The sequence below is a fragment of the Streptomyces sp. NPDC087215 genome (assembly GCF_044744885.1).
GTDB lineage: Bacteria > Actinomycetota > Actinomycetes > Streptomycetales > Streptomycetaceae > Streptomyces.
Genome location: NZ_JBIUZD010000002.1, coordinates 133,802 through 158,916 on the forward strand (window position 1 = coordinate 133,802; position 25,115 = coordinate 158,916).

General features: G+C 71.5%; 21 protein-coding genes and 2 tRNA genes. 15 read left to right on the plus strand and 8 right to left on the minus strand.

All coding sequences use genetic code 11. The annotated features are described in order from the left end of the window. Positions 1-55 precede the first annotated feature (55 nt). Positions 56-1,201, plus strand: a complete 1,146-nt coding sequence (locus ACIO92_RS05260; protein ID WP_366440587.1) for a PP2C family protein-serine/threonine phosphatase — start codon at positions 56-58, stop codon at positions 1,199-1,201. On the opposite strand, the gene ACIO92_RS05265 is transcribed toward ACIO92_RS05260, so the two are convergent. Further along, positions 1,158-2,276: an acyltransferase family protein gene (locus ACIO92_RS05265; protein ID WP_402282306.1), complete on the minus strand. Its 1,119-nt coding sequence runs from the start codon at positions 2,274-2,276 to the stop codon at positions 1,158-1,160. The two genes, ACIO92_RS05260 and ACIO92_RS05265, sit on opposite strands and share 44 nt — an antisense overlap. Before the next feature lie 301 nt (positions 2,277-2,577). On the opposite strand from ACIO92_RS05265, the gene ACIO92_RS05270 reads away from it, so the two are divergent. Further along, complete coding sequence (locus ACIO92_RS05270) at positions 2,578-2,772, plus strand: hypothetical protein (RefSeq protein WP_056558898.1); 195 nt, start codon at positions 2,578-2,580, stop codon at positions 2,770-2,772. Positions 2,773-2,922: 150 nt separating this feature from the next. On the opposite strand, the gene ACIO92_RS05275 is transcribed toward ACIO92_RS05270, so the two are convergent. Continuing rightward, positions 2,923-2,996, minus strand: a tRNA-Gly gene (locus ACIO92_RS05275). A 132-nt stretch (positions 2,997-3,128) separates the two neighbouring features. Here ACIO92_RS05275 and ACIO92_RS05280 point away from each other — a divergent pair. From ACIO92_RS05280 to clpX, 5 genes are all read left to right on the plus strand, one after another. Further along, positions 3,129-3,205 (plus strand) — tRNA-Pro (locus ACIO92_RS05280). A 172-nt stretch (positions 3,206-3,377) separates the two neighbouring features. Next, complete coding sequence (gene tig, locus ACIO92_RS05285) at positions 3,378-4,772, plus strand: trigger factor (protein WP_366440585.1); 1,395 nt, start codon at positions 3,378-3,380, stop codon at positions 4,770-4,772. A 259-nt stretch (positions 4,773-5,031) separates the two neighbouring features. Then, positions 5,032-5,649 (plus strand): ATP-dependent Clp protease proteolytic subunit, encoded by a 618-nt coding sequence (locus ACIO92_RS05290; RefSeq protein ID WP_366440584.1) that lies wholly within the window; start codon positions 5,032-5,034, stop codon positions 5,647-5,649. A gap of 65 nt (positions 5,650-5,714) precedes the next feature. Beyond that, on the plus strand, positions 5,715-6,377 hold the full coding sequence (locus ACIO92_RS05295) for an ATP-dependent Clp protease proteolytic subunit (protein ID WP_366440676.1): 663 nt from the start codon (positions 5,715-5,717) through the stop codon (positions 6,375-6,377). A 156-nt stretch (positions 6,378-6,533) separates the two neighbouring features. Then, a complete protein-coding gene (gene clpX / locus ACIO92_RS05300) occupies positions 6,534-7,817 on the plus strand; it encodes an ATP-dependent Clp protease ATP-binding subunit ClpX (protein WP_366440583.1) in 1,284 nt (427 codons plus the stop codon). An 87-nt stretch (positions 7,818-7,904) separates the two neighbouring features. Here the strand turns inward: clpX and ACIO92_RS05305 are convergent, their stop codons facing one another. Continuing rightward, on the minus strand, positions 7,905-8,873 hold the full coding sequence (locus ACIO92_RS05305; RefSeq protein ID WP_402282310.1) for a hypothetical protein: 969 nt from the start codon (positions 8,871-8,873) through the stop codon (positions 7,905-7,907). 138 nt (positions 8,874-9,011) lie between these two features. On the opposite strand from ACIO92_RS05305, the gene ACIO92_RS05310 reads away from it, so the two are divergent. After that, positions 9,012-11,633, plus strand: coding sequence for a valine--tRNA ligase (locus ACIO92_RS05310; RefSeq protein ID WP_366440581.1), 2,622 nt, complete (start codon positions 9,012-9,014; stop codon positions 11,631-11,633). A 91-nt stretch (positions 11,634-11,724) separates the two neighbouring features. On the opposite strand, the gene ACIO92_RS05315 is transcribed toward ACIO92_RS05310, so the two are convergent. From ACIO92_RS05315 to ACIO92_RS05330, 4 genes are all read right to left on the minus strand, one after another. After that, positions 11,725-13,071 (minus strand): glycosyltransferase family 2 protein, encoded by a 1,347-nt coding sequence (locus ACIO92_RS05315; RefSeq protein ID WP_402282313.1) that lies wholly within the window; start codon positions 13,069-13,071, stop codon positions 11,725-11,727. Between the two features lie 18 nt (positions 13,072-13,089). Continuing rightward, on the minus strand, positions 13,090-14,250 hold the full coding sequence (gene wecB / locus ACIO92_RS05320; protein ID WP_401237967.1) for a non-hydrolyzing UDP-N-acetylglucosamine 2-epimerase: 1,161 nt from the start codon (positions 14,248-14,250) through the stop codon (positions 13,090-13,092). An 851-nt stretch (positions 14,251-15,101) separates the two neighbouring features. Next, positions 15,102-15,818, minus strand: a complete 717-nt coding sequence (locus tag ACIO92_RS05325; protein ID WP_366440578.1) for a response regulator transcription factor — start codon at positions 15,816-15,818, stop codon at positions 15,102-15,104. Continuing rightward, positions 15,815-16,939 carry an ATP-binding protein gene (locus ACIO92_RS05330; protein WP_366440577.1) on the minus strand — a complete coding sequence of 375 codons (1,125 nt, stop codon included), beginning with the start codon at positions 16,937-16,939 and terminating at the stop codon, positions 15,815-15,817. The genes ACIO92_RS05325 and ACIO92_RS05330 overlap by 4 nt, the downstream gene beginning before the upstream one ends. A gap of 102 nt (positions 16,940-17,041) precedes the next feature. Here ACIO92_RS05330 and ACIO92_RS05335 point away from each other — a divergent pair, with 102 nt between their 5' ends. Continuing rightward, complete coding sequence (locus ACIO92_RS05335; RefSeq protein WP_401237971.1) at positions 17,042-18,181, plus strand: sensor histidine kinase; 1,140 nt, start codon at positions 17,042-17,044, stop codon at positions 18,179-18,181. Positions 18,182-18,417: 236 nt separating this feature from the next. Here ACIO92_RS05335 and ACIO92_RS05340 read toward each other — a convergent pair whose 3' ends face one another. Beyond that, positions 18,418-19,440 (minus strand): rod shape-determining protein, encoded by a 1,023-nt coding sequence (locus ACIO92_RS05340; protein ID WP_366440575.1) that lies wholly within the window; start codon positions 19,438-19,440, stop codon positions 18,418-18,420. Positions 19,441-19,552: 112 nt separating this feature from the next. Between ACIO92_RS05340 and ACIO92_RS05345 the strand changes: the two genes are divergently transcribed. From ACIO92_RS05345 to mreD, 6 genes are all read left to right on the plus strand, one after another. Continuing rightward, positions 19,553-21,061: a folylpolyglutamate synthase/dihydrofolate synthase family protein gene (locus tag ACIO92_RS05345; protein WP_366440574.1), complete on the plus strand. Its 1,509-nt coding sequence runs from the start codon at positions 19,553-19,555 to the stop codon at positions 21,059-21,061. 5 nt (positions 21,062-21,066) lie between these two features. Further along, positions 21,067-21,432 (plus strand): DUF4233 domain-containing protein, encoded by a 366-nt coding sequence (locus ACIO92_RS05350; protein ID WP_351792787.1) that lies wholly within the window; start codon positions 21,067-21,069, stop codon positions 21,430-21,432. Positions 21,433-21,498: 66 nt separating this feature from the next. Next, positions 21,499-21,912, plus strand: a complete 414-nt coding sequence (ndk, locus tag ACIO92_RS05355) for a nucleoside-diphosphate kinase (RefSeq protein WP_351792789.1) — start codon at positions 21,499-21,501, stop codon at positions 21,910-21,912. Positions 21,913-22,256: 344 nt separating this feature from the next. Further along, a complete protein-coding gene (locus tag ACIO92_RS05360) occupies positions 22,257-23,276 on the plus strand; it encodes a rod shape-determining protein (protein ID WP_125753625.1) in 1,020 nt (339 codons plus the stop codon). 85 nt (positions 23,277-23,361) lie between these two features. Continuing rightward, a complete protein-coding gene (gene mreC / locus ACIO92_RS05365; RefSeq protein WP_402282318.1) occupies positions 23,362-24,450 on the plus strand; it encodes a rod shape-determining protein MreC in 1,089 nt (362 codons plus the stop codon). Beyond that, on the plus strand, positions 24,447-25,115 hold the full coding sequence (gene mreD, locus ACIO92_RS05370) for a rod shape-determining protein MreD (RefSeq protein ID WP_366440572.1): 669 nt from the start codon (positions 24,447-24,449) through the stop codon (positions 25,113-25,115). The genes mreC and mreD overlap by 4 nt, the downstream gene beginning before the upstream one ends.

Below are 25,115 nucleotides of genomic sequence, written 5' to 3' on the forward strand. Positions count from 1 at the left end.
TTGTCACCGGGGTACCCCTGCACGGAACCCGGATGGATCGATAGGGTCCAGGCCAATGGGACACCGCGCCGGAGTGAGCACGTACGCGGCCCGGCTGCGCAGACGCGTCCGCCGGGTCCGCACCGCGCTGCGCAAATCCGGCGTCGACTACTTCCGCGGCGACGGCTCCGACCGCCTCGCCCTCGCCGGACTCCTCCTGACCGTCCCCGCCATCGCCTGCGCCACCCTCTACGACCCCGTCTGGTGCGCACCCGCCGCCCTCGTCCTGCCCATCGTGGCGGGCGGGCTGCTGCTGCGCCCCGCCAGCCTGCTCGGCCTGTACGCGGCCGCCGCGGGCGCCCTCATCGTCGAGTCCGTCGTCCTCGGCCCCTACACCCAGGGCCCCGCCCGGGTCACCCCCGGCACCGTCCTCGTGGTCGCCGCCTGCGGCCTCTTCGGACTGCTCATCGCCCAGTTCCGGGCGAGGGTCGGCGTGCCGTGGCGGCGCGGCGGCACCATGCTCTTCGACCTCCGCGAACGCATCCGGGTGCAGAGCGCCCTGCCCCGGCTCCCCAAGGGCTGGCACCGCGAGATGGCCCTGCGCCCGGCCGGCGGCCAGTCCTTCTCCGGGGACTTCGTCGTCGCCGCCCGCACCCACGGCGGCCGCACCCTGGAAGTCGTCCTCACCGACGTCTCCGGCAAGGGCATGGACGCGGCCTCCCGCTCCCTGCTGCTCTCCGGCGCCTTCGGCGGACTCCTCGGCTCGCTCCCGCCGCACGGCTTCCTGCCCGCCGCCAACGGCTATCTGCTCCGCCAGGACTGGGACGAGGGCTTCGCCACCTCCATCCACCTCGTCCTCGACCTGGAATCCGGCGACTACGAACTCTTCTCGGCGGGCCACCTGCCCGCCCTCCAGCTCCACGCGGGCAGCGGACGCTGGGAGGAGAAGGCCGCCGAAGGCCCCCTCCTCGGCGTCTACGACGGCGCCGAGTTCCACCCCGTCAAGGGCTCCCTGCGCCCCGGGGACGTCCTGATGCTCTTCACCGACGGCCTGGTCGAGGCCGCCGACCGGGACATCGACGAGGGCATCGACCGCCTCACCGGCGAGGCCGACCGCTGTGTCGCCGAGGGCTTCGAGGGCGTCGCCTGGCACCTCATCGAAGCCGTCGCCAAGGACGTCAACGACGACCGAGCCCTGCTGCTCGTCTCCCGTCCGGCCTGAACGCCCAGGCCAGCTCGGGCTCGGTCACCGGCCTCATGAGGCGGCGCGCCGGTGGAGCGCACAGCAGGGTCATCACGCCGAACGTCACCAGGACCAGCAGCACCCGGCCGCCCGGTGTGCCCAGCCAGGGGAAGCGGTCGAAGAACCCCGAGTACTGCCCGCCGCGGATCAGGAAGCCGTGCAGGAGGTAGCCGCAGACGCTCCCGGCGCCCAGCCGCGTGCACCAGAGCGCGCGGCCGGGCACCAGCGAGAGGAAGGCCGCCGCCAGGACCGTCGCGCAGCCGAAGAGCACGCCGACCCGCAGGAGCCCCGGCGCCCAGGCCACCCCCATCTCCTGGGCGCTCACGGTCCGGTAGAACCAGGTCATGGGGATGCTGGGGGTCGCCCAGTACGTGAAGGGCAGGGCGCCGGCCAGGACCAGTACGGCCGCCACGCGCACCGGACGGCGCCGCAGCAGCCGGAAGTGCTCGGGGCGCGTGCGGAGTCCGATCACGAAGAACGGCAGGAACTGCAGCACCCGCTGCATACCGACGACCCCGTCCAGACCGGGCGTGACCGAGGCCAGCGCCCCGATCCCGAGGGACACCGCCACCGGCCACCGCAGGACCGCCCAGAAGGGGGCGGTCAGCCGCCAGACGAACAGGGCGATCAGGAACCACATGACATACGTGGGGTGGAGCAGGTCGTAGGGCCGCTCGGGCTGGAGGCCCCACCGCATCAGCAGCGTGTACGCGACCTCGAAGAGGAGGTACGGCAGCGCGACACCCGTGAGCAGCCGCCGGAGCTGGTCGGGCCGCCCGGTGAAGCCGCGCGAGAGGTGCCCGGACACCAGGACGAAGACCGGCATGTGGAAGGCGTACACGAGCATGTAGAGGGCCCGGGTGGCCCGGCTGCCCTCCACCACCACGGGCAGGACGTGCCCCAGGGCGACGAGCAGGATGGCGAGGTACTTCGCGTTGTCGAAGTAGGGGTCGCGGCTCTTGGGCAGCGGAGGTTCCCGCTGGTCGGATGGCCCGGTGAGGGCGGCGGGACGGCCCTCCGCCAGGAGCGGGGCCGGTTGAGTGCTGGACGACATTGCGGCGACGGTAATGGCGTGCCGTCCGGCTGAGAACAGAAGAGACGGTCACCCGGAATCTACGGACAGGTCGTCGGATGTCAGCTGATTCCCTGGAAGGCGAAAGCCTCCTTGAAGGGATGAAAGCCTCATGGTTGTGTGAGTATGACGATTCTCATCCGCCCTCTCCCGGGCGCACGACGATTCGTCACCGGGCAGCGGGGGCAGGGTGGTTGGTGGCACCATGGGAGGTGGCGGGGGGAGTTCGGGGTCCCGGGCTCCCCGGTGGGCAGAGCGGGACCGAGCGAGGGCGTGATCAGTCGTGGCCATTTCACTGTCTGTGGTGTTGCTGTTGGCAATCATCCTGGTGGTGCTGATCCGTGGGGGGAACCTCAAGGCGGGCCCGGCCGTGGTCGCCGTCCTCTTCGGTTTCTTCCTCGCCTCCACCGGCATGGCCGACGACATCCAGCGCTTCCTCGACTCGATAACGCAGACGGTCGCGTCCATCAAGTTCTGACAAGTTCTGAACGACGACGGGCCCCCGCCGGAGAAAACGGCGGGGGCCCGTCGGTCACGCCGGAGCGCGGGCCGGAACGGCGGGACCAGGGTCGCGGAACGCCTCGGGGCCGGTCCGGGAGGAACTCTCCGGACCGGCCCCGAGGGCGCGTGGAGCGGGTGACGGGAATCGAACCCGCGTAGCTAGTTTGGAAGACTAGTGCTCTACCATTGAGCTACACCCGCACGGCATCGCGCCGCAGGTCACGAGGACCGCGGCACGAGGAGCATGTTAGCGGTTCGCGGGGGGTTCGCGCACACCCGGAAAACGGGGGGCGCCGCACAGTCCCCGTCCATGTACCCTACGTGTCGCACCGACGGGGTGTGGCGCAGCTTGGTAGCGCGTCCGCTTTGGGAGCGGAAGGCCGTGGGTTCAAATCCCGCCACCCCGACCATGACGATCACGCGCGGACCCCGCGCGCTGCTTGATCACGTTGTGGGCGTCAACCCGCTTGCGGTTACTATGCAAGCTGCGTGCCCGTGTGTCTTTCTGACCGGGCCGACCCGCCGGGACCGCTTCACGCGGCACCGGTGGATTCCAGGAATCAGCCACAAGGAGACCGAACCGTGAAGAGCGCCGTGGAGACCCTGAACCCGACTCGGGTTCGGCTCACTGTCGAGGTGCCCTTCGAGGAGCTCAAGGACAGCCTCGACGCGGCGTACAAGAAGATCAACCAGCAGGTCACGGTCAAGGGCTTCCGTAAGGGCAAGATCCCTGCTCGCGTGATCGACCAGCGGTTCGGCCGCGGCGCCGTGCTGGAAGAGGCCGTCAACGACGCGCTCCCGAAGTTCTACACCGAGGCCGTCAACGAGGCCGAGGTCAACCCGCTCGGCCAGCCCGAGGTCGACATCACCGAGCTGAAGGACGGCGAGCTGCTGGCCTTCACCGCCGAGGTCGACATCCGCCCGACGATCGAGATCCCGGACTACTCCGGCATCGAGGTCACCGTCGACGCGGTCGAGGTCACCGACGAGGACGTCGAGAAGTCCGTGGAGCAGCTCCGCGAGCGCTTCGCCTCGACCTCCCCGGTCGAGCGCGCCGCCCAGGACGGCGACGTCATCACCGTGGACCTGCAGGCCAAGGTCGACGGCGAGGTGCTGCCCGACGGCGTCGCCGACGGCGTCTCGTACACCATCGGCTCGGGCGAGCTGCTCGACGGCATCGACGAGGCCGTCAAGGGCCTGGAGGCCGGTGGCGAGGCCACCTTCAGCTCCCAGCTGAAGGGCGGATCCGCCGAGGGCAAGGACGCGGAGGTCACCGTCAAGGTCACCGCCGTCGCCGCCCGTGAGCTCCCCGCGCTGGACGACGAGTTCGCGCAGCTCGCCTCGGAGTTCGACACCCTCGACGAGCTGAAGGCCGACAGCCGCAAGCGCCTCGAGAACATGAAGCAGTTCGACCAGGCCACCCAGGCCCAGGAGCGCGTCCTCGACGAGCTCCTCAAGCTGGTCGAGGTCCCGATGCCCGAGAAGCTCCTCGAGGACGAGATCAACACCCGCAAGCACAACCTGGAGCACCACCAGCTCGGCCAGATGGGCATCGACCTCGCCAAGTACCTGGAGATCCAGGGCAAGACCGAGGAAGAGTTCCTGGCGGAGACCCAGGAGCAGGCCGAGAAGGGCATCAAGACGCAGTTCATCCTCGATGAGCTCGTCAACAAGGAGAAGCTCGACGTCTCCCGCGAGGAGCTGACGGAGCACCTGTTCCGCCGCGCCGCCTCCTCCGGCATGAGCCCCGACCAGTTCGCCCAGGCCGTGGCCCAGGGCGGCCAGGTGCCGATGCTCGTCGGCGAGGTCGCCCGCGGCAAGGCCCTCGCGGTCGTCGTCGAGGCCGCCAAGGTCGTCGACACCAAGGGCGAGGTCGTGGACCTGTCGGACGACGAGGACGAGGTCGAGACCGCCGCCGAGGCCGTCGAGGCCGTCGAGGCCGTCACCGGCGAGGCCGAGGTCTCCGAGGACAAGTAAGGGCCTCCGCCACCCGGCGGACCCCGCCCCACGGGCCCGCGCGCACTCCGGTGCGCGCGGGCCCGTGGGCGTTCCCGCGGCCACGGGCCGCCCCCGCGGGCGCTTACACGTCCCCAACGACCTTGCGCTCCCAGCGAACAGTTCGGGAACCGGGATGGCGTTGTCCCACCTGCGCGTTAGGGTCCATGAATACGAGGGCAGTGCCCTCTGGACGAGACGCTGAGACGGCCTTTGCCGTCGGAGACGAGCAGGTGGATACGTGACGAATCTGAAGCCTTACGCCGCGGGTGAGCCGTCCATCGGTGGCGGCCTCGGCGACCATGTCTACAACCGGCTGCTCGGCGAGCGGATCATCTTCCTCGGCCAGCAGGTCGACGACGACATCGCCAACAAGATCACCGCTCAGATGCTCCTCCTGGCCGCCGACCCGGAGAAGGACATCTTCCTCTACATCAACAGCCCCGGTGGCTCGGTGACGGCCGGCATGGCCGTCTACGACACCATGCAGTACATCCCGAACGACGTCGTCACCATCGGTATGGGCATGGCGGCGTCCATGGGCCAGTTCCTGCTCACCGGCGGCACCCCCGGCAAGCGCTTCGCCCTGCCGAACACCGACATCCTGATGCACCAGGGCTCCGCCGGTATCGGCGGCACGGCCTCCGACATCAAGATCCAGGCCGAGTACCTCCTCCGCACGAAGAGGCGGATGGCCGAGATCACCGCGCACCACTCCGGCCAGACCGTCGAGGCGATCATCCGCGACGGCGACCGCGACCGCTGGTTCACCGCGGAGGAGGCCAAGGACTACGGCCTCATCGACGACATCATCACGCACGCCGCGGGTGTTCCGGGCGGCGGCGGCACGGGCGCCTGAGCGCCGGCCGCCCGCAGCAGAGCCCCAGCCCCCCGCCGAACGCCACCAGGACGGTGAACACCCAGATGCAGAACAACCTCTCCCCGAGCGGCCTCTACACCGGCGCGCCGATGGACAACCGCTACGTCGTGCCGCGCTTCGTCGAGCGCACCTCGCAGGGCGTCCGCGAGTACGACCCGTACGCGAAGCTGTTCGAGGAGCGCGTGATCTTCCTCGGCGTGCAGATCGACGACGCCTCCGCCAACGACGTCATGGCCCAGCTCCTCTGCCTGGAGTCGATGGACCCCGACCGTGACATCTCGATCTACATCAACAGCCCCGGTGGCTCCTTCACCGCGCTGACGGCGATCTACGACACGATGCAGTTCGTGAAGCCGGACATCCAGACGGTCTGCATGGGCCAGGCGGCCTCCGCCGCGGCCGTGCTGCTCGCCGCGGGCACCCCCGGCAAGCGGATGGCCCTGCCGAACGCCCGCGTGCTGATCCACCAGCCGTCCGGCGGCACCGGCCGCGAGCAGCTCTCCGACCTGGAGATCGCGGCCAGGGAGATCCTGCGGATGCGCGACCAGCTGGAGACCATGCTGGCCAAGCACTCGACCACGCCGATCGAGAAGATCCGCGAGGACATCGAGCGCGACAAGATCCTGACGGCCGAGGACGCCCTGGCGTACGGCCTGGTCGACCAGATCATCTCGACCCGCAAGAGCACGGCCTCCGCGGGAAACTGACGCCCGACCTTCCCCCGGCACGGTCCTCGTGGCCGAATCACGACCATGTGAACCGTGCCAAGGGGGGCCCGGACGAGGGGTCCGGCAAGGTACCGTCGAATATGAGGCACCAGGAGTCGCTGAACCAGGCGCTCCCAGGCGAAGGGGAAGCACCTCGTGGCACGCATCGGTGATGGCGGCGACCTGCTCAAGTGCTCGTTCTGCGGAAAGAGCCAGAAGCAGGTGAAGAAGCTCATCGCGGGTCCCGGTGTGTACATCTGCGACGAGTGCATCGACCTCTGCAACGAGATCATCGAGGAAGAACTCGCGGAGACGAGCGAGGTGCGCTGGGAGGAACTTCCCAAGCCCCGCGAGATCTACGAGTTCCTCGAGGGGTACGTCGTCGGGCAGGAGCCCGCGAAGAAGGCCCTCTCGGTCGCGGTCTACAACCACTACAAGCGGGTCCAGGCCGGTGAGAACGCCGGTGGGCAGAGCCGGGACGACGCCATCGAACTGGCCAAGTCCAACATCCTGCTGCTGGGCCCCACGGGCTCGGGCAAGACGCTGCTCGCGCAGACCCTGGCCCGTATGCTCAACGTCCCGTTCGCCATCGCCGACGCGACGGCGCTGACGGAGGCCGGGTACGTCGGCGAGGACGTCGAGAACATCCTGCTGAAGCTGATCCAGGCGGCCGACTACGACGTCAAGAAGGCCGAGACCGGGATCATCTACATCGACGAGATCGACAAGGTCGCCCGTAAGAGCGAAAACCCGTCGATCACCCGGGACGTCTCCGGCGAGGGCGTGCAGCAGGCCCTGCTGAAGATCCTGGAGGGCACCACCGCCTCCGTACCGCCGCAGGGCGGACGGAAGCACCCGCACCAGGAGTTCATCCAGATCGACACGACGAACGTGCTCTTCATCGTGGGCGGCGCCTTCGCCGGCCTGGAGAAGATCATCGAGTCGCGGGCGGGCTCCAAGGGCATCGGCTTCGGGGCGACCATCCGCTCCAAGCGCGAGATCGAGGCGAGCGACCAGTTCCAGGAGGTCATGCCGGAGGACCTGGTGAAGTTCGGGATGATCCCCGAGTTCATCGGCCGTCTCCCCGTGATCACCTCGGTGCACAACCTGGACCGCGAGGCCCTCCTCCAGATCCTCGTCGAGCCGCGCAACGCGCTGGTGAAGCAGTACCAGCGCCTCTTCGAACTCGACGGCGTGGAGCTGGACTTCGACCGCCCGGCCCTGGAGGCCATCGCCGACCAGGCGATCCTGCGCGGCACCGGCGCGCGCGGTCTGCGCGCCATCATGGAGGAGGTCCTCCAGTCGGTGATGTACGAGGTCCCGTCCCGCAAGGACGTGGCCCGGGTCGTCATCACGGCGGACGTCGTCCGCAACAACGTGAACCCGACACTGGTCCCGAGGATCGTGAAGAACGACGGCAGGCACGAGAAGTCGGCCTAGCCACCGGAACGGCGAAGAGGGGGTCCCGCCCGAGGCGGGACCCCCTCTTCCGTGTCCGTGTCCGGGACGACGGGGAGCGGAATCCGGTCAGAGCTTGACGCGGATCTCCTTGCGGAGCTTGGCGGTGAGGGCGGCGGCGTCCTCGGCCGAACCGGACTTGCCCGCGATCATGGACGCCATGTCGACGGGGACCACGAAGCCCACCGTCGAGCGGTCGGCCCAGACGCACATCGTCATGGAGAACGCGGGCGTGCCGTTCGCCGCGTTCGGCTTGGTCTTCGCCTGCTGGCACTTCAGGATCGCGCCGTCGAGGCCGGCCGGCGTGTACGCCTGCGGGCTGCCGACCAGCTCCGGCTCCTCCGGGTTGCCCTTGTCCTTGTCGGCCTCGGCCTTGGACGCCGCGAAGATGGCGTCGACGACCTTCTCCGGGTCGGCGATCTCGCCGTACAGACCGTTGAACGAGATCATCTTGCCGCTCAGCGGGTTGGCCGGGTCCTTCACCTGGTAGGAGGCCCCGGCCTCCTTGGCGTTCTTCACGCCGTTCTTCTCGGCTTCCTTCAAGGAGTTCTTGTCCGTGGAACCCTCCTTGCGGGGGGCCTTCTTGTACTCGCCGAGCACCGTCTCCGGGGTGATCAGCTTGTGCGGGCCGTCATCCGCGACCGAGGAGCCCCCGCCCCCACCGAGCACGAAGTACGCCCCGACGCCGAGCGCCGCGACGACCGCGACCGCGCCGATGATCCAGCCCGCCTTCGACTTCTTCGGGGCGGGCGGGTGCGGTACGTAGCCGCCGGGGCCCTGCGGGGCGCCGTAGGGCGGCTGCTGGCCGTACGGGTTGGGCTGCTGGGGCTGCTGCTGCGGATAGCCGCCGTACGGGCCCGGCTGCTGCGGCGGAACGCCCTGGGGGGCCTGCTGGGGGTACCCGTATCCCGGCTGGGGCGCCTGCGGCTGGCCGTACGGGCCCGGCTGCTGCGGCTGGCCGTACGGGCCCGGCTGGCCGTAGGGGCCGGGCTGCTGGGGCGGCTGGCCGCCGTACGGGCCCGGCTGGTTGTAGCTCATCGACAGGTTCCCCTCACAGAATGTTCATGCCTGCCGGACATCCTGGCGGAACCGCCGCCCGAGCAGTGCGGCGGGTGCCACACCGTTACCGAACAATCGCGTTTCAGGACCGTGCCCTGACACCCCTAAACTGGCCCCGTGACCGAGAACCCTCAGCAGCAGACAGCGCCCACCACCGAACTGCCGACCCAGTACGCGCCGGCCGAGGTAGAGGGGCCGCTGTACGAGCGCTGGGTGGAGCGCGGGTACTTCGAGGCGGACGCGAAGAGCGAGAAGCCCGCGTACACCATCGTCATCCCGCCGCCGAACGTCACCGGCTCGCTCCACCTGGGCCACGCCTTCGAGCACACGCTGATCGACGCCCTCACCCGCCGCAAGCGGATGCAGGGCTTCGAGACGCTGTGGCAGCCCGGCATGGACCACGCGGGCATCGCCACCCAGAACGTCGTCGAGCGCGAGCTCGCCAAGGAGGGCAAGTCCCGCCACGACCTGGGCCGCGAGGCCTTCGTCGAGCGCGTCTGGGAGTGGAAGGCCGAGTCCGGCGGGCAGATCGCCGGCCAGATGCGGCGTCTCGGTGAGGGCCTGGCGTGGAGCCGGGACCGCTTCACCATGGACGAGGGGCTGTCCCGGGCCGTCCAGACCGTCTTCAAGAAGATGTTCGACGACGGTCTGATCTACCGCGCCGAGCGCATCATCAACTGGTGCCCGCGCTGTCTGACCGCCATCTCCGACATCGAGGTCGACTACCAGGACGACGACGGCGAGCTCGTCTCGATGAAGTACGGCGAGGGCGAGGACACCATCGTCGTCGCCACGACCCGCGCGGAGACGATGCTCGGCGACACCGCCGTCGCCGTCCACCCCGACGACGAGCGCTACGCCCGTCTGATCGGCAAGCGGATCAAGCTGCCGCTGACCGACCGCACGATCCCGGTCGTCGCCGACACCCATGTCGATCCGGAGTTCGGCACCGGCGCCGTCAAGGTGACCCCGGCGCACGACCCGAACGACTTCGCCATCGGCCAGCGCCACGACCTGGAGTCCATCGAGGTCCTCGACGAGCGCGGTGTGATCACCGTCCACGGCCCCTTCGAGGGTCTGGACCGTTTCGAGGCGCGTTCCGCGATCGTCGCCGCGCTGCGCGCCGAAGGCCGGATCGTCGCCGAGAAGCGCCCCTACGTCCACTCCGTCGGCCACTGCTCCCGCTGCAAGACGACGCTGGAACCGCGTCTGTCGCTGCAGTGGTGGGTCAAGGTCGAGACCCTCGCCAAGGCCGCCGGTGACGCGGTCCGCGACGGCCGGGTCGACATCCACCCGGCCGACATGTCGCAGCGCTACTTCGACTGGGTCGACAACCTCAACGACTGGTGCATCTCGCGCCAGCTGTGGTGGGGCCACCGCATCCCGGTCTGGCACGGCCCGAACGGCGAACTGGTCTGCGTCGGACCGGACGAGGAGCCGCCCACGGGCGAGGGCTGGACGCAGGACACCGACGTCCTCGACACCTGGTTCTCCTCCGGCCTGTGGCCGTTCTCCACGCTCGGCTGGCCGGAGAAGACGCCGGACCTGGAGAAGTTCTACCCGAACTCCGTCCTGGTCACCGGCTACGACCTGATGTTCTTCTGGGTCGCCCGGATGATGATGTTCGGCCTGTACACGATGGACGGCCAGCCGCCGTTCCGCACGATCGCGTTCCACGGCATGGTCCGTGACGAGCTCGGCAAGAAGATGTCGAAGTCGTTCGGGAACACCGTCGACCCGCTGGACTGGATGGACAAGTACGGCTCCGACGCCCTGCGCTTCACGCTGGCCAAGGGCGCCAACCCTGGCGTGGACGTCCCGATCGGCGAGGACTGGGTCCAGGCGTCCCGGAACTTCGCCAACAAGATCTGGAACGCCACGCGCTTCGCGATGATGAACGGCGCGACGGTCGAGGGCCCGCTGCCGGACGCCACCGCCATGTCGGCGACCGACCGCTGGATCCTCTCGCGGCTGAACAAGGTCGTCGCCGAGGCGGACGCCTACTACGACGACTACCAGTTCGCCAAGCTCGCGGACGCGCTCTACCACTTCGCGTGGGACGAGGTCTTCGACTGGTACGTCGAGCTGTCGAAGACGACGTTCTTCGACGGCGGCGAGCAGGCCAAGGTCTCGGCGCGGGTCCTGGGCGAGGTCCTCGACGTCACCCTGCGGCTGCTCCACCCGATCGTCCCGTTCGTCACGGACACCCTGTGGACCACGCTGACGGGCCGGGAGTCGGTCGTCATCGCCGACTGGCCGAAGGACTCCGGATTCCGCGACGAAGCCGCGGAGAAGGAGATCGAACTGGTCCAGCAGGTCGTCACCGAGGTCCGCCGCTTCCGCTCGGACCAGGGCCTCCAGCCGGGCCAGAAGGTCCCCGCCCGGCTCGACCTGAGCGGTACCGCCATCGCTCCGCACGAGGCGGCCATCCGCCAGCTGCTGCGCCTCCAGCCCGAGGGCGAGGGCTTCGCGGCCACCGCCTCCCTGCCGGTCTCGGGCTGCACGGTCGCGCTCGACCTGTCGGGCACGATCGACGTGGCCGCCGAGCGCAAGCGGCTCTCGAAGGACCTGGCCGCCGCCGAGAAGGAGAAGGCCCAGGCCGAGGCCAAGCTCGGCAACGAGGCGTTCCTGGCGAAGGCGCCCGACAACGTCGTGGACAAGATCAAGGGCCGGCTGGCCAAGGCGGACGAGGACATCGCCCGCATCCAGAACCAGCTGGCGAACCTGCCGCAGGGCTAGCAGTCGGTCCCCAGGGACGCGCGCGTGCGGCGAAGGGCCCGGAACCGGTCGACGGTTCCGGGCCCTTCGCCGTACCTCCGGGGGACTCCGCTCAGGACTCCGTGGCGACCGGGCCGACGCCCGCCGTCTCGGCGTTGCGGCGCGTCTTGGCCCAGCCGGTCCTGCCCCGGAGCAGGCGGACGAAGCCACGGGTGGAGACGATGAAGAGGTGGTACGCGTAGAGCCAGAGCGCGAAGCCCCACAGGAGGCCCTTGAGGCGGGAGCGGTCGGGGGCGAACTCGCGGCGGTAGACCGGACCCCAGAGCAGGAAGGGGACGACGGAGATCACCGCGAGGGCGAGCGCCAGCGGCCAGAGGGTGAGGAGGACCTCGGCCGCGCCGCCGCCGGTCACCAGCGCCACCAGCATGATCAGGGTGATCAGCAGGGTGGCGAGGTGGGCGATGGGCTGGAAGAAGGTGTAGAGGGATTCGAGGACGCCGCGGGCCTTGTAGTGGCGGGAGCCGATGATGCGGGTGGCGTAGCGGACGCACTGGATGTTGCCCTGGGCCCAGCGGGTGCGCTGGGTGAGGAAGCGGCGGGTGTAGGGGAGTGCTTCCTGGGTGACCCAGGTGTCGTGGACGTGGGTGATCCGGTAGCCGGCGAGGCGCATGTGGAGGCCGAGTTCGTAGTCCTCCAGGAGGGCGTCGTGCTGCCAGGGGCGGCGTTCGGCGGCGGCGATCCGGTCGAGGGCGGTGAGGCGGGTGAACTGGCCGTTGCCGCCGAGGCCGACGGAGCCGGTGCGGCGGCGCAGCAGCTGCATTCCGGTGTTGGAGACGGCGAACTCGGCGTCCTGCATCCGGATCAGGAGGCGGGCGTAGGCGTTGGCGGCACGGCCGCCGTGTTCCAGGGGGCGTTCGTCCTCGACGTTGCGCATCCGGACGCCGATCTGCACCCCGCCCATGTCCGGGTCGCCGAAGGCGTCGGGGCCGCTGACGTGGGTGAGGGTGTCGGAGGACAACTGGCCGTCGGCGTCCACGACACAGACGATCACCCGGGAGCGGTCGAGGTCCGTCCTCAGGTGCTCGTTGAGCGCGATGTAGGCGGAGTTGAGGGCCGCGCCCTTGCCCGTACGGGCGTCGGGGCGGTGCCGGGAGACCAGGTGGACATGCGGGTCCTGGTCGGCGAGGGCGGTGACGATGGGGGCGGTGAGGTCGTCGCTGGCGTCGTCGATGACCCAGACGTGACTGCCGGGGAAGTCGCCGCGCAGCCGGGTGACGGTGGTGGCGATGACGGCCTCCTCGTCACGGCAGGGGACGAAGAAGTGCCAGTCGAACGCGGCCGGGTCACCGGGCCGGGAGGGTTCGCGCCGGTGGTGGGCGTGGCGCGAACCGGCCCAGTACACGAGGAAACCGGCGAGCAGCAGGAACGGGAAGACGTACAGCACGAGATGGAAGCTCATGGCGGTGCTCCGGGGGTCTCAGGCCGCGGTGGCGTGGGTGTGGCGGGGGGCCGGGACCGCCCGGTCCGCGCCCCGTTCGGCGATCAGGTCGCGGAGCAGAGCGGCGATCCGGTGGGACGCGGTGCCGTCGCCGTACGGGCTGGGCAGCGTGGCCAGGTGGCGCAGGCCGAGGCCGCCCTCGGCGAGCCTGCGGCGGGCCGCCGCGCCGATGCCGGGGCCCGGCTCGACGAGGTCGGCGAAGTCGGTGAGGGACTCGGGCCGTTCGGTGGAGCGGCGGACGACGACGAGGGGACGGCCGAGGACGGTCGTCTCCTCCTGGATGCCGCCGGAGTCGGAGACGATCAGGGCCGCGTGCCGGGCCAGCGCCAGGAAGGTGCCGTATCCGGCCGGGGGCAGCACGGTGAGGCCGCCGAGGAGGTGCGCCAGACCGGCGGCCTCCACCCGGGCCCGGGTGCGGGGGTGCAGCGGGAGGACGACCGGCAGTTCGCGGGCGAGCGCGGCCAGCTCCGTCAGGACGGCGGTGAGGGCGGCCGGGTCGTCGGTGTTCTCCGGGCGGTGGACGGTCGCCAGGACGTAGCCGTCGGGGACGAGGCCGCTGACCGCGAGCAGCCTGGCGCGCTCCTGGGGCGGCGGGAGGTGGTCCTGGACGGCTTCGACGACGGTGTTGCCGGTGACGGCGATCCGCTCGTCCGCGATGCCCTCGGCGAGGAGGAGGTCGCGGTTGTCGGGGGTCGCGGCGCAGAGGATGTCGGCGAGCCGGTCGATGAGGACCCGGTTGTGCTCCTCGGGCATGGCCCGGTCGTGGCTGCGCAGTCCCGCCTCGACGTGGACCAGGGGGAGGCCGCGGGCGTTGGCGGCGAGGGCGCCGGAGAGCGCGGCGTTGGTGTCGCCCTGGACGACGACCGCGAGCGGCGGATCGGCGGCGAACCGCTCGTCCAGACCGGAGAGCGCGGCGGCGACCTGCACGGCGCGCGGCTGCCCGCCGACCCCCGTCAGGTACTCGGGCTCGGGCAGCCCCAGTTCGTCGAGGAAGTCGCCGGAGAGGGCGTCGTCGTAGTGCTGGCCGGTGTGCACGACCCGGGCGGCCGGACCGAGGACCCGGATCAGCTCGGCGAGCTTGACCAGTTCGGGACGGGTACCGAGGACGACGGCGACACTGCGGGCGGGAAGGGTCTTCATGCTTGTGAAGTTGCCGGGTGTCGGTCGCGCGCTGCGGTGGCGCACGGTTGCGACACGGTTGTTCCCGGTGTCCCCGGGGCGTTCGGGACGCCCGCCCGGGACCTTCAGCCCCCGGGGCCGGGACTTCCGCCCCGGAAGGGGGGGGTGGTTCCGGTCACGCCGGGGCCCTACGGCCCGGGGCACGGGGGCCCGGTCCCGGGACGGGGGGATGTGCGGGGACGGGGCGGCTGCCCTGGGGCGGGGTGCGGGTGGCGGGCGGTGGCCGGTGAGGGGTGGCCGCCCCCGGACCCCGGGGCGGCGAGTCCGGGGGCGTGGCCTTGGCGCCGGGTGCGGGCCGGTCGGGTCGGGCGGAGGCCGGGCGGGCCGGTCGGACATCGCGCGGGCCGCGCGGCGGCGGGGCGGGCCGGACTCGCCCGGGTGCGGGCGCGGCCCGGGGCGGCGGGCGTGACGCCGGGACCGGGTACGGACGAGGCCGCCGCCCGGTGCGGGCGCGATGCCGGGGCGGGCGGTGGCCGGGTCGGCCGGGTGCGGGTCGGCCAGGGCCCGCCCGGGTCGAGCCGTGGCCGACCGCCGCCCGCACCGAGGCCGGGCGCGGGCCTGAGGTCAGGCGGCGCCGGAGACAGGACGCGGCCGGGAGTCGGAGGTCGGGAGTCGGGGGTCGGGCGTTGAGGCGACAGGACGCGGCCGGGAGCCGGGAGCCGGGGAGTCAGGAGTCGACGGTGACCGGGCGCGCCGGACGCCGGACGCCGGGCGCCGGGAGTCGGGCGCCGGGCGTCGACGGCGGCAAGGCGCGGCCCCGGGGCGGGCGGCGCCGGAGACCGGACGCGGTTCCGTCCCGGCGCGCGGGGCCGTCACTCGTCCGGGCCGGGTGCCTTCGTCGTACGGGAGGCGCTCTCGTAGCGGTAGCCGAGGCCCCGGACCGCCTCCAGCGGGTCGCGGGAGCCCGGCCCGCCCGCCGTGCGGAGCTTGCGGCGGAGCCGGAGCACCGCGAACTTGACCCGGTCCCGGCCGATCGTCGTCGTGTCGTCCCAGACCTGGTCGAGGAGCTGCTCGGTGGTGACGACCCGGCCCCGGTTGCGGACCAGGAGCTGGAGCAGCCGGTACTCGATGTCGCTCAGCCGGATCTCGCTGCCCTGCCAGAGCGCCGCCCGCCGCTCCGGGACCAGCCGCATGTCCTCCTCCACCGGCTCGCCCGCCCACTGCCGGGGCCCCGACCTGCGCAGCAGCGCCTCCACCCGGGCCAGCAGCTCCTCGTGCGCGAACGGCTTGACCAGATAGTCGTCGGCGCCCGACCGCAGCGCCCGCACCCGGTCGTCCACCTCCCCCAGGCCGGAGAGGACCAGGACCGGCAGGTCGCTCATGTCCCGGGTCCGGTCCAGCACCTCCCAGCCGTCCAGGGCGGGCAGCAGCAGATCGAGGACCATCAGGGAGGGACGCTCGGCGAAGAGCAGCCGCAGGCCCTCGCGGCCGTCGCCCGCGACGGACACCTCGTAACCGCGCCGGGCGAGCACCACCCGCAGCGCCAGCGCCAGATCGGGGTCGTCCTCGACGATCAGGAGCCTGGTCATGGGCGGGAGAGGGGCAGCCGTACGGTGAACACCGCGCCCGGCCGGTCCTCGTGGTTCCGGACGGTGATCGTCCCGCCGTGCAGCCGGACGGTGTCGAGGGCGCCCGCGAGCCCGAGCCCGGTGCCCGGGTAGCCGCCGCGCCGGGCGTTGGGGGCCCGTACGAACGGCGTGAAGATCTCCTCGTGGTACTCCAGCGGGACCCCGATCCCGTCGTCGCTGATCTCGATCGTCCAGTGGTCGGCGGCCGGTCTGCCGACGACCTCCACACGCCCCTCGTCCGGGGTGAAGCGCAGCGCGTTGCCCAGCAGTTCTTCGAGGGCGCCGGTGAGCAGTCCCCCGTCGGCGATCAGCGGCGGTCCGGCGACCGGGCACTCGGCCGTGATGTAGGGGCCGCCGCCCTCGGCCCGCTGGAGCGCTTCGAGGACCACCCGCTCGATCAGCTCGTGGACCAGGACCGGGCCGAGCCGGGGCTCGGGGGCGGGCCCCCCGGAGGCCGTCCTCGGCAGCTGTTCGGCCACCGACCGCATCCGCTGGGCACCGCGCCGGATGGCGTCGACGAACGCGGTCTGCTCCTGGCTGAGCGGGCCGCCCACCGGATCGAGGAGGAGCTCGGCGAAGCTCAGCACGGTGGCGAGCGGGGTGCGCAGCTCGTGCAGGGCCCGCCCGGCGAACGCGGCCCGCTCGTCGGCGAGCGCCGCCAGCTTCCGCACCTGCTCGTACAGGTTCTCCTCGGCCTCGCTCTGCCGCGTCACGTCCTCGACCAGCCACAGGTGCCCGTGGAGGAGGTTCCCGTCGGCGACGGGGGAGCGGCGGCGGCGCAGCGTCCGGCCGTCCCGCAGGTGGTAGTCGGTGGTGCGGGTGACGGGGCCGTGGGTCTCGCTCTCCTCCAGGAGCCTGCGCCGCTCCTCCGGCCGGTCCAGCAGTCCGGCGAGATGGCCGACGACCCGGTCCCGGGGGGTGCCGGGGGAGAGGTCGACCCCGGCGGGCAGCCGCAGGAGGGCGGCGAAGCGGTGGTTGACCTGGACCACCCGCAGCTCCCGGTCGAGGAGGAGGGCCGCCTGGGGGAGGGCGTCGAGGAGCGCGGCGGTGAGGGACGACTGCTCCGGTGAGGCTTCGTGCACGTCTCCGAGTCAAACAGCAAAAAGGACGAAGTGCCCGATGTCACAGCAGACGGGACTTCAGGTCCACCTCATCGGGACGAAAGACCCTGGATGATGGAGGGCATGTTCCGCCTCCCCGCCCTCCCCGCGCTCCGTCGTCGCGTGGACCGGTGGGCGGTGTCACCCCGCGCGCTCGACGTGATCGCCGCGCTCAGCGCCTTCGGTCTGATGGTGCTGGACGTGCCGGGGCTCGCCCGCGCGGACAACTCCCTCAGCGGTGTCACCGCGACCCTCGCCCTGGCGGCCGGGGCGTCGGCGCTCGTGCTCCGGCGGCGGCTGCCGTGGGTCCCCTACGCGGTGGCGCTCGGCCTGATGGGCTGGCTGCACGAACTGACCATGATCCAGTTCGCCCTGTACGCGCTCGGGCGGTACCGGGGGCGCCGCGCCGCCGTCGCCGCGACCCTGCTGTACGTCGCCGTCGCCTACGGCCTCTTCCAGACGCCCGGCTGGCCCGCCCGGCACGGCGACACCCTGAGCGACTTCCTGAGCCTGGTCGTCCCGATCGGCGTCCTCGCGGCGGGTGTCGGCGTCGCCGCGTACCGCCACGACCTCGTCCGCGCCCTGGAGGCGCAGCGCCGGGAGGCCGCCGCCCGGCAGGCCGTCCAGGAGGAGCGGATCTCGGTCGGCCGGGACGTCCACGACCTGGTCGGACGTGAGCTGACCGTGCTCGCGGTACGGGCCGAGGTGCTCGCCGTACGGGCCAGGGGGGACGCGCACCAGAAGGACTTCGAGGAACTGGCGGACACCGCGCGGCGCGCCCACCTCATGCTCAACGAGACGCTCGTGCGCCGCGCCGACCGGGACGTGGCCACCCCGGGTCTCGAAGGACTGACCGTGCTCGCCGCGGAGAGCGAACGGATGGGCAGCCCCGTGGAGCTGGCCGTCGAGGCGGCGGCGAAGGCGCTGTCGCCGCTGCGGCAGGCGGCCGTGCACCGGGTCGTCCAGGAGTGCCTGACGAACGCGGCCAAGCACGCGCCGGGGCTGCCGGTGACGGTCACGATCACCGTCGAGGGCCGCGATCTGCGCACCGAGGTCCGCAACCCGCTCCCGAAGACGCCGCCGGACCGGGCGCCCGTCTCGACCGGCACCGGCCTGTTCTCCATGGAGGAACGGGTCACGAGCATGGGCGGCACCCTGCACGCGCGTCCTGTGGACGGCACCTACACGGTGACGGCGCTGCTCCCGACGGGCCTGGACGACTGAAGGACTGCTCCTGAGGCGCGGACCCGCCGGGCCTGAGGCGCGGACCCGCCGGGGCCCGCTCCGGAGGGGCCGCCGGGGCCCTCGGGCCTGGACGCCTCGGACCCGGGCGGGATCCGTACGTCTCCGACCGGGGCGCGGCCCGTACGTCACCGACCCGGGCGCGGCCCGTACGTCTCCGACCGGGGCGCGGCCTCCACACCTCCGACCCGGGCGGGCACGGACCCCGGCCTGGGCTCTCACCTCACCGTCTCCGCCTTCCCCAGGACCCGCTGGAGCGCGTCGAAGTCCTCCACGCAGCGGCCCGAGCCCAGGGCCACGCAGTCCAGCGGGTCGTCCGCGACGAAGACCGGGATGCCGGTCGCCGAGGCCATCCGCAGGTCGAGGCCCGGCAGCAGCGCCCCGCCGCCGGTGAGCACGATCCCGTACTCCATGACGTCCCCGGACAGCTCGGGCGGGCACTCCTCCAGCGTCACCCGGACGGCGGCGATGATCGCCTCCACCGGCTCGTCGAGCGCCTCCCGCACCTCCGGCACCGTCAGTTCCACCGTCCGGGGCAGCCCGCTGACCTTCTCCCGGCCCCGCACGGTGAACGTACGGCGCTCGCGCTCCTCGTCGCCCGGCACCGGCCAGGCGCTGCCGATCGCCACCTTCACGTCCTCGGCGGTCCGCTCGCCGATCAGCAGCGAGTGCGCCTTGCGGACGTAGTCGGTGACCGCCGCGTCCAGCCGGTCGCCGCCCACCCGGAGGGACTGGGCGGTGACGATCCCGCCGAGCGAGATCACCGCCACCTCCGTCGTACCGCCGCCGATGTCGACGACCATCGAGCCGCGCGGGTCGGAGACCGGAAGACCCGCGCCGATCGCCGCCGCCATCGGCTCCTCGACGAGATGGACCGCGCGGGCGCCCGCCGAGAGCGAGGCGTGCACGATGGCCCGCCGCTCGACCTGGGTCACCCCGCTCGGCACGCACACCACCATCCGGGTGCGCGGCCGCCTGCGCCCGGGGAGGGCCTTGCGCACGAAGTACCGGATCATCTCCTCGGCGGCCTCGTAGTCGCTGATCACCCCGTCCCGCAGCGGACGGACCGCGGTGATCGAGCCCGGGGTCCTGCCGATGGTCTCCTTCGCCTCCGTGCCGACCGCGAGCGCGTGCCGGGAACCCTCCTGCATCGCCACCACGGACGGCTCGTTGAGCACGATGCCCCGCCCGCGCGCGTAGAGGAGCGTGTTGGCCGTGCCGAGGTCGATCCCTATGTCCATGATCGCCAATTTTGCCCGGCGGGTGGGACGGACGGCGGGCCGAAGGTCCCGAAACGACCGGGTCCATGGTCCTGTCGGTCGTGGTGTCGTGGCCGCTCCGTAGACTGGGCCCGTGAGTGAGCCCCGCGACCCGTCCGACACGCCCGACGCCTTCGACGCCATCGTCGACGACGAAACCACCCGTGATCCCGATCTGGCGGTGATCGAGGCCGGTAGCCGCACCCTGCGCACCCAGGCCGGGCCGCCGGTCGGAGACCCCGTGCCCGGCCGCCCCGAGGACCCGGAGCTGGACAAGGCCCTGCGCGAGGTGGAGACCGAGCTGTCCACCCGCTGGGGCGAGACCAAGCTGGAGCCCTCCGTCACCCGGATCGCGGCCCTGATGGACGTCCTCGGCGAGCCGCAGCGCGCGTACCCCTCGATCCACATCACCGGCACCAACGGCAAGACGTCCACGGCCCGCATGATCGAGGCGCTGCTCGGCGCCTTCGAGCTGCGCACGGGGCGGTACACCTCGCCGCACGTGCAGACGATCACCGAGCGGATCAGCCTGGACGGCGCCCCGATCTCCGCCCAGCGGTTCATCGAGACGTACCAGGACGTCAAGCCGTACGTGGAACTGGTCGACTCCCGCGAGGAGTACCGGCTCTCCTTCTTCGAGGTCCTCACCGGGATGGCGTACGCGGCCTTCGCCGACGCCCCGGTCGACGTGGCCGTCGTCGAGGTCGGCATGGGCGGCACCTGGGACGCGACGAACGTGATCGACGCGACCGTCGCCGTCGTCACCCCGATCGACCTCGACCACACCGACCGGCTCGGCGGCACGACCGGCGAGATCGCCGGGGAGAAGTCCGGGATCATCAAGCAGGACGCGACCGTCGTCCTGGCCCAGCAGCCGGTGGACGCGGCGCAGGTGCTGCTGAAGAAGGCCGTCGGCGCGGACGCCACCGTGGCCCGCGAGGGCATGGAGTTCGGTGTCGTCTCCCGCGAGGTCGCGGTCGGCGGGCAGCTCCTCACCCTGCGCGGTCTGGGCGGCGAGTACGACAACGTGTTCCTGCCGCTGCACGGCGCCTACCAGGCGCACAACGCGGTGGTGGCGCTCGCCGCCGTCGAGGCGTTCTTCGGGATCGGCTCCCAGCACGCCAGGACCCTGGACGTGGACACGGTCCGGCAGGCCTTCGCCCGGGTGGCCTCGCCCGGCCGCCTGGAGATCGTCCGCTCCTCCCCGACGGTGGTCCTCGACGCCGCGCACAACCCGCACGGCGCGCGCGCCACGGCGGAGGGCATCGGCGAGGCCTTCGGCTTCTCCCGGCTCATCGGCGTGGTCTCCACGAGCGGAGACAAGGACGCCCGGGGCCTCCTGGAGGCCTTCGAGCCGATCTTCGCGGAGGTCGTGATCACGGCGAACTCCAACCCCCGCGCCACCGACGTGGACGCGCTCGCCGCGATCGCGGTCGAGGTCTTCGGCGAGGACCGGGTCGTCGTCGAGCCGAGGCTGCCCGACGCCATCGAGGCGGCGATCACCCTGGCCGAGGAGGACGCCGAGTACGGCGGCGCGGGAGTGCTGGTGACCGGTTCGATCTTCACGGTCGGCGATGCCCGGCTGCTCCTCCGGAAGGGCTGAGCCCGATGCGTACGCTCTGTTCCTCGACGCTCATCGGCGAGTTCTTCGTGATCGGTTTCGCCGGTCTCGTGGCGATGAAGGACGACAGCCTCGCGATGTCCACCGTCTGGTGGGTCTGCGGTGTCGCCATGGTCCTGTCGGTGCTGCTGTGCGGCATGGTCACCCGGCCCGGTGGCGTGCAGCTCGGCTGGGCCCTCCAGATCGGCCTGGTCGCCAGCGGGTTCTTCGTCCCGACGATGTTCTTCCTCGGCGCGGTCTTCGCCGGACTGTGGTGGGCCTCCGTCCACTACGGGCGGCGGATCGACGAGGTGAAGGCGGGCTGGGCCGCGAACCAGGCCGCCGGGGCCTCGGCAGGACCTGACGCTGCGTGACCGAGGGGGGTGCGGGGCCTGTAGCCTCGGAGGTCCCGCACACCGCTTTTCCGAAGGAGTCCCCCCGTGAGCCAGCGCACGCTCGTCCTGCTCAAGCCCGACGCCGTCCGCCGTGGCCTGGTCGGCGAGATCATCGGCCGCATCGAGCGCAAGGCCGGCTGGACCCTGGCGGCCCTTGAGCTGCGCGAGCTGGACCAGGAGACCCTGGAGCAGCACTACGGCGAGCACCGTGGGAAGCCGTTCTACGAGCCGCTGATGGGCTTCATGGCCTCCGGCCCGGTCGTCGCGCTCGTCGTCGAGGGCGAGCGGGTCATCGAGGGCGTCCGCCAGCTGGCCGGACCGACCGACCCGATCGCCGCCGCCCCCGGCTCGATCCGCGGCGACTTCGGCACCATCGTCCGCGAGAACCTGATCCACGCCTCCGACTCCGAGGAGTCGGCCCTCCGCGAGCTGAAGATCTTCTTCCCCGGTCTCGTCTGACCGGCGCCGCCTCACCGGCACCGCCCTATCGGCACTGTTCTACTGGCACTGCCCTATCGGCACTGTTCTCCTGGCACTGCCTCACCGGCGCCGCTCGACCGGTGCCGGACGGCCCGCGCACCGGCCCGCGCTGACCGGGCGTCAGCCGAACGCAGCACCCTGATGGGGCGACCGAAGGAATTCGGTCGCCCCCAGGCATATGAACGCATATCCCGGGAACGGATCGCCGCGTCCTTCCGTCACCTGTACAGAGACGGACCACCGCGCGGTATCCGCGTCGGCGGCACTACGATGGAAAACTCCACGCCGCACCACTCTCAGCCATGGGAAACAAGGGGAACTCAATGTCGTTCATCGGCCGTGACATGGCTGTCGACCTCGGGACCGCCAACACGCTGGTGTACGTCAGAGGCCGGGGCATCGTCCTGAACGAGCCCTCCGTCGTCGCCATCAACACCAACACCGGTGGCATCCTCGCGGTCGGCGCGGAGGCGAAGAAGATGATCGGCCGGACCCCCGGCAACATCGTCGCCGTACGTCCCCTCAAGGACGGCGTGATCGCCGACTTCGAGATCACCGAGCGGATGCTCCGCTACTTCATCCTCAAGATCCACAAGCGGCGCTACCTGGCCCGCCCCCGGGTCGTCGTCTGTGTGCCCTCCGGTATCACCGGGGTCGAGCGCCGCGCCGTCATCGAGGCGTCCACGCAGGCCGGTGCCCGTCAGGTGCACATCATCGAGGAGCCCATGGCGGCGGCCATCGGATCGGGCCTCCCGGTCCACGAGGCCACCGGCAACATGGTCGTGGACATCGGCGGCGGCACCACCGAGGTCGCCGTCATCTCCCTCGGCGGGATCGTGACGGCCCAGTCGATCCGCGTCGCGGGCGACGAGCTGGACAACGCGATCATCCAGCACATCAAGAAGGAGTACTCGCTCCTCCTCGGTGAGCGCACCGCCGAACAGATCAAGATCACCATCGGTTCGGCGTACGACCTCGACAAGGACGAGCACACCGAGATCCGGGGCCGCGACCTCGTCTCCGGCCTCCCGAAGACCGTCGTCATCTCCGCCGCCGAGGTCCGCAAGGCCATCGAGGAGCCGGTCAACGCGATCGTCGACGCGGTGAAGACCACCCTCGACAAGTGCCCGCCGGAGCTCTCCGGTGACGTCATGGACCGCGGCATCGTTCTCACCGGTGGAGGCGCCCTGCTCCGGGGCCTGGACGAGCGCCTCCGCCGCGAGACCGGGATGCCGATCCACATCGCCGAGGACCCGCTCGACTCGGTGGCGCTCGGCGCGGGCAAGTGCGTCGAGGAGTTCGAGGCCCTCCAGCAGGTCCTGGACGCCCAGCCGCGCCGCTGACGGCGGCGGGGCCGTCGCCGCCGCTTCACCCGCACAGCCGAACAACCGAAGAACCGGACCACGAGGAAAGGCACGGCCGCCGCACGTGAGGGACACACGAGAGAGCCGGCTGCTCCTGGTGCTGCTGATCGCCATCGCGTTCGCACTGATCACGGTGGACATCCGGGGCGGCCAGGAGTCACCCGTCGACGGTGCCCGACAGGCCGCGGCCGCGGTCTTCGGGCCCGTCGAGAACGGTGTGGCGGCCGCCGTCGATCCCATCGGCAACGCCATAGGAGCCGTACGGGACTCCGGTGAACGGCACACCAGGATCTCCGCCCTGGAGAAGGAGAACGCCGAGCTGAAGGCGCGGCTCGGCAGCGACGACCGCAACCGCAACCGGCTCCGCGAGCTCGACTCCATGCTGAAGACCGCGGGCGCCGGACAGTACGGCATCAAGGGCGCGCAGGTCATCGCCATAGGAGCGGCCCAGGGCTTCTCCTGGACCGTCACCGTCGACGTCGGCGCCCGGGACGGCATCACCCGGGACATGACCGTGCTCAACGGCTCCGGACTCGTCGGCCGCGTCACCACCGTCGGTCCCTCGACCTCCACGGTCCTCCTCGCCAACGACCCCGACTTCACGGTCGGCACCCGGATGGAGAAGTCCGACGAACTCGGCTTCGCCACCGGCCAGGGCGACCGTCCGCTGCTCGTCCAGCTCCTCAACGGCAAGGCCAAGGTGAAGGCCGGGGACCGGCTCGTCACCTTCGGCTCCCGCGCCGACAAGCCCTTCGTGCCCGGCGTCCCGGTCGGCGAGGTCGTCCGCGTCGACCCCGCGGGCGGCGGCCTCACCCGCAACGTCTACGTCCGCCCGTACGTCGGCTTCACCAAGCTCGACATCGTCGGCGTCGTCGTCCAGGCCCCGCGCTCCGACCCGCGCGACGCCGTCCTGCCGCAGAAGCCGAAGCCCGCGCCGACCGTCACGGTCACCGTCACGCCGACCCCGGCGGACGGACAGCGCAACCCCGAAGGACAGCTGAACACCCAGCCGCAGGACCAGGCACAGGGCCTCCAGCCCGGCCGGAACCCGCAGGCACCCCAGAACCAGAACCCGAGTCAGAACCAGAACCCGCAGGCACCCCGGAACCAGAACCAGCAGGCGCCGCAGGACCAGGGGGACGCGACACCGTGAAGTTCAACCGCATCCTCCTCTCCGCCACCCTGATCGTGGTGGCCATGGTCGTCCAGGTCTCCGTCCTGGCCCGGCTCCAGCTCCCCGGCGCCGTCCCCGACCTGGTGCTGCTGACCGTCGTCGGCCTCGCCCTGGTGTACGGACCCGTCAGCGGCTCCCTCATCGGCTTCGCCGCGGGCCTCCTCGCCGACCTCGCCCCGCCCGCCGACCACGCCGCCGGACGGTACGCCCTCGTGCTCTGCGTCGTCGGCTACCTCGTGGGCCTCGCCCGGCCCGAGAACGGCAGACTGACCTCCGCGACCGGCCCGATGGCCGTCGTCGTCGCGGCGGCCGTCGGCTCCACCCTGCTGTACGCGGGCGTCGGCGCCCTCGTCGGCGACACTGCGGCCCGCCATGTCGGCCTGGGGTTCCTGCTCTTCACCGCGGCCGTGTACGACCTGCTCCTCGCGCCCTTCACGGTGCCGCTCATCATGGCGCTGGCCCGCCGCGCGGAGAACGACCCGCTCGCCGACGCGGGCGGCGGCAACGGCGCCGACGTCGCCTCCGGCTGGCTCTCCTCCGGCACCGGCCTGAGGATCGGCAACCAGCGCGGCGGCCTGCGCGTGAAGGCCGCCCGGGGCCGCGCCTCACGGGCCGGACGCATCAAGGGAGTCAAGCGACTGTGA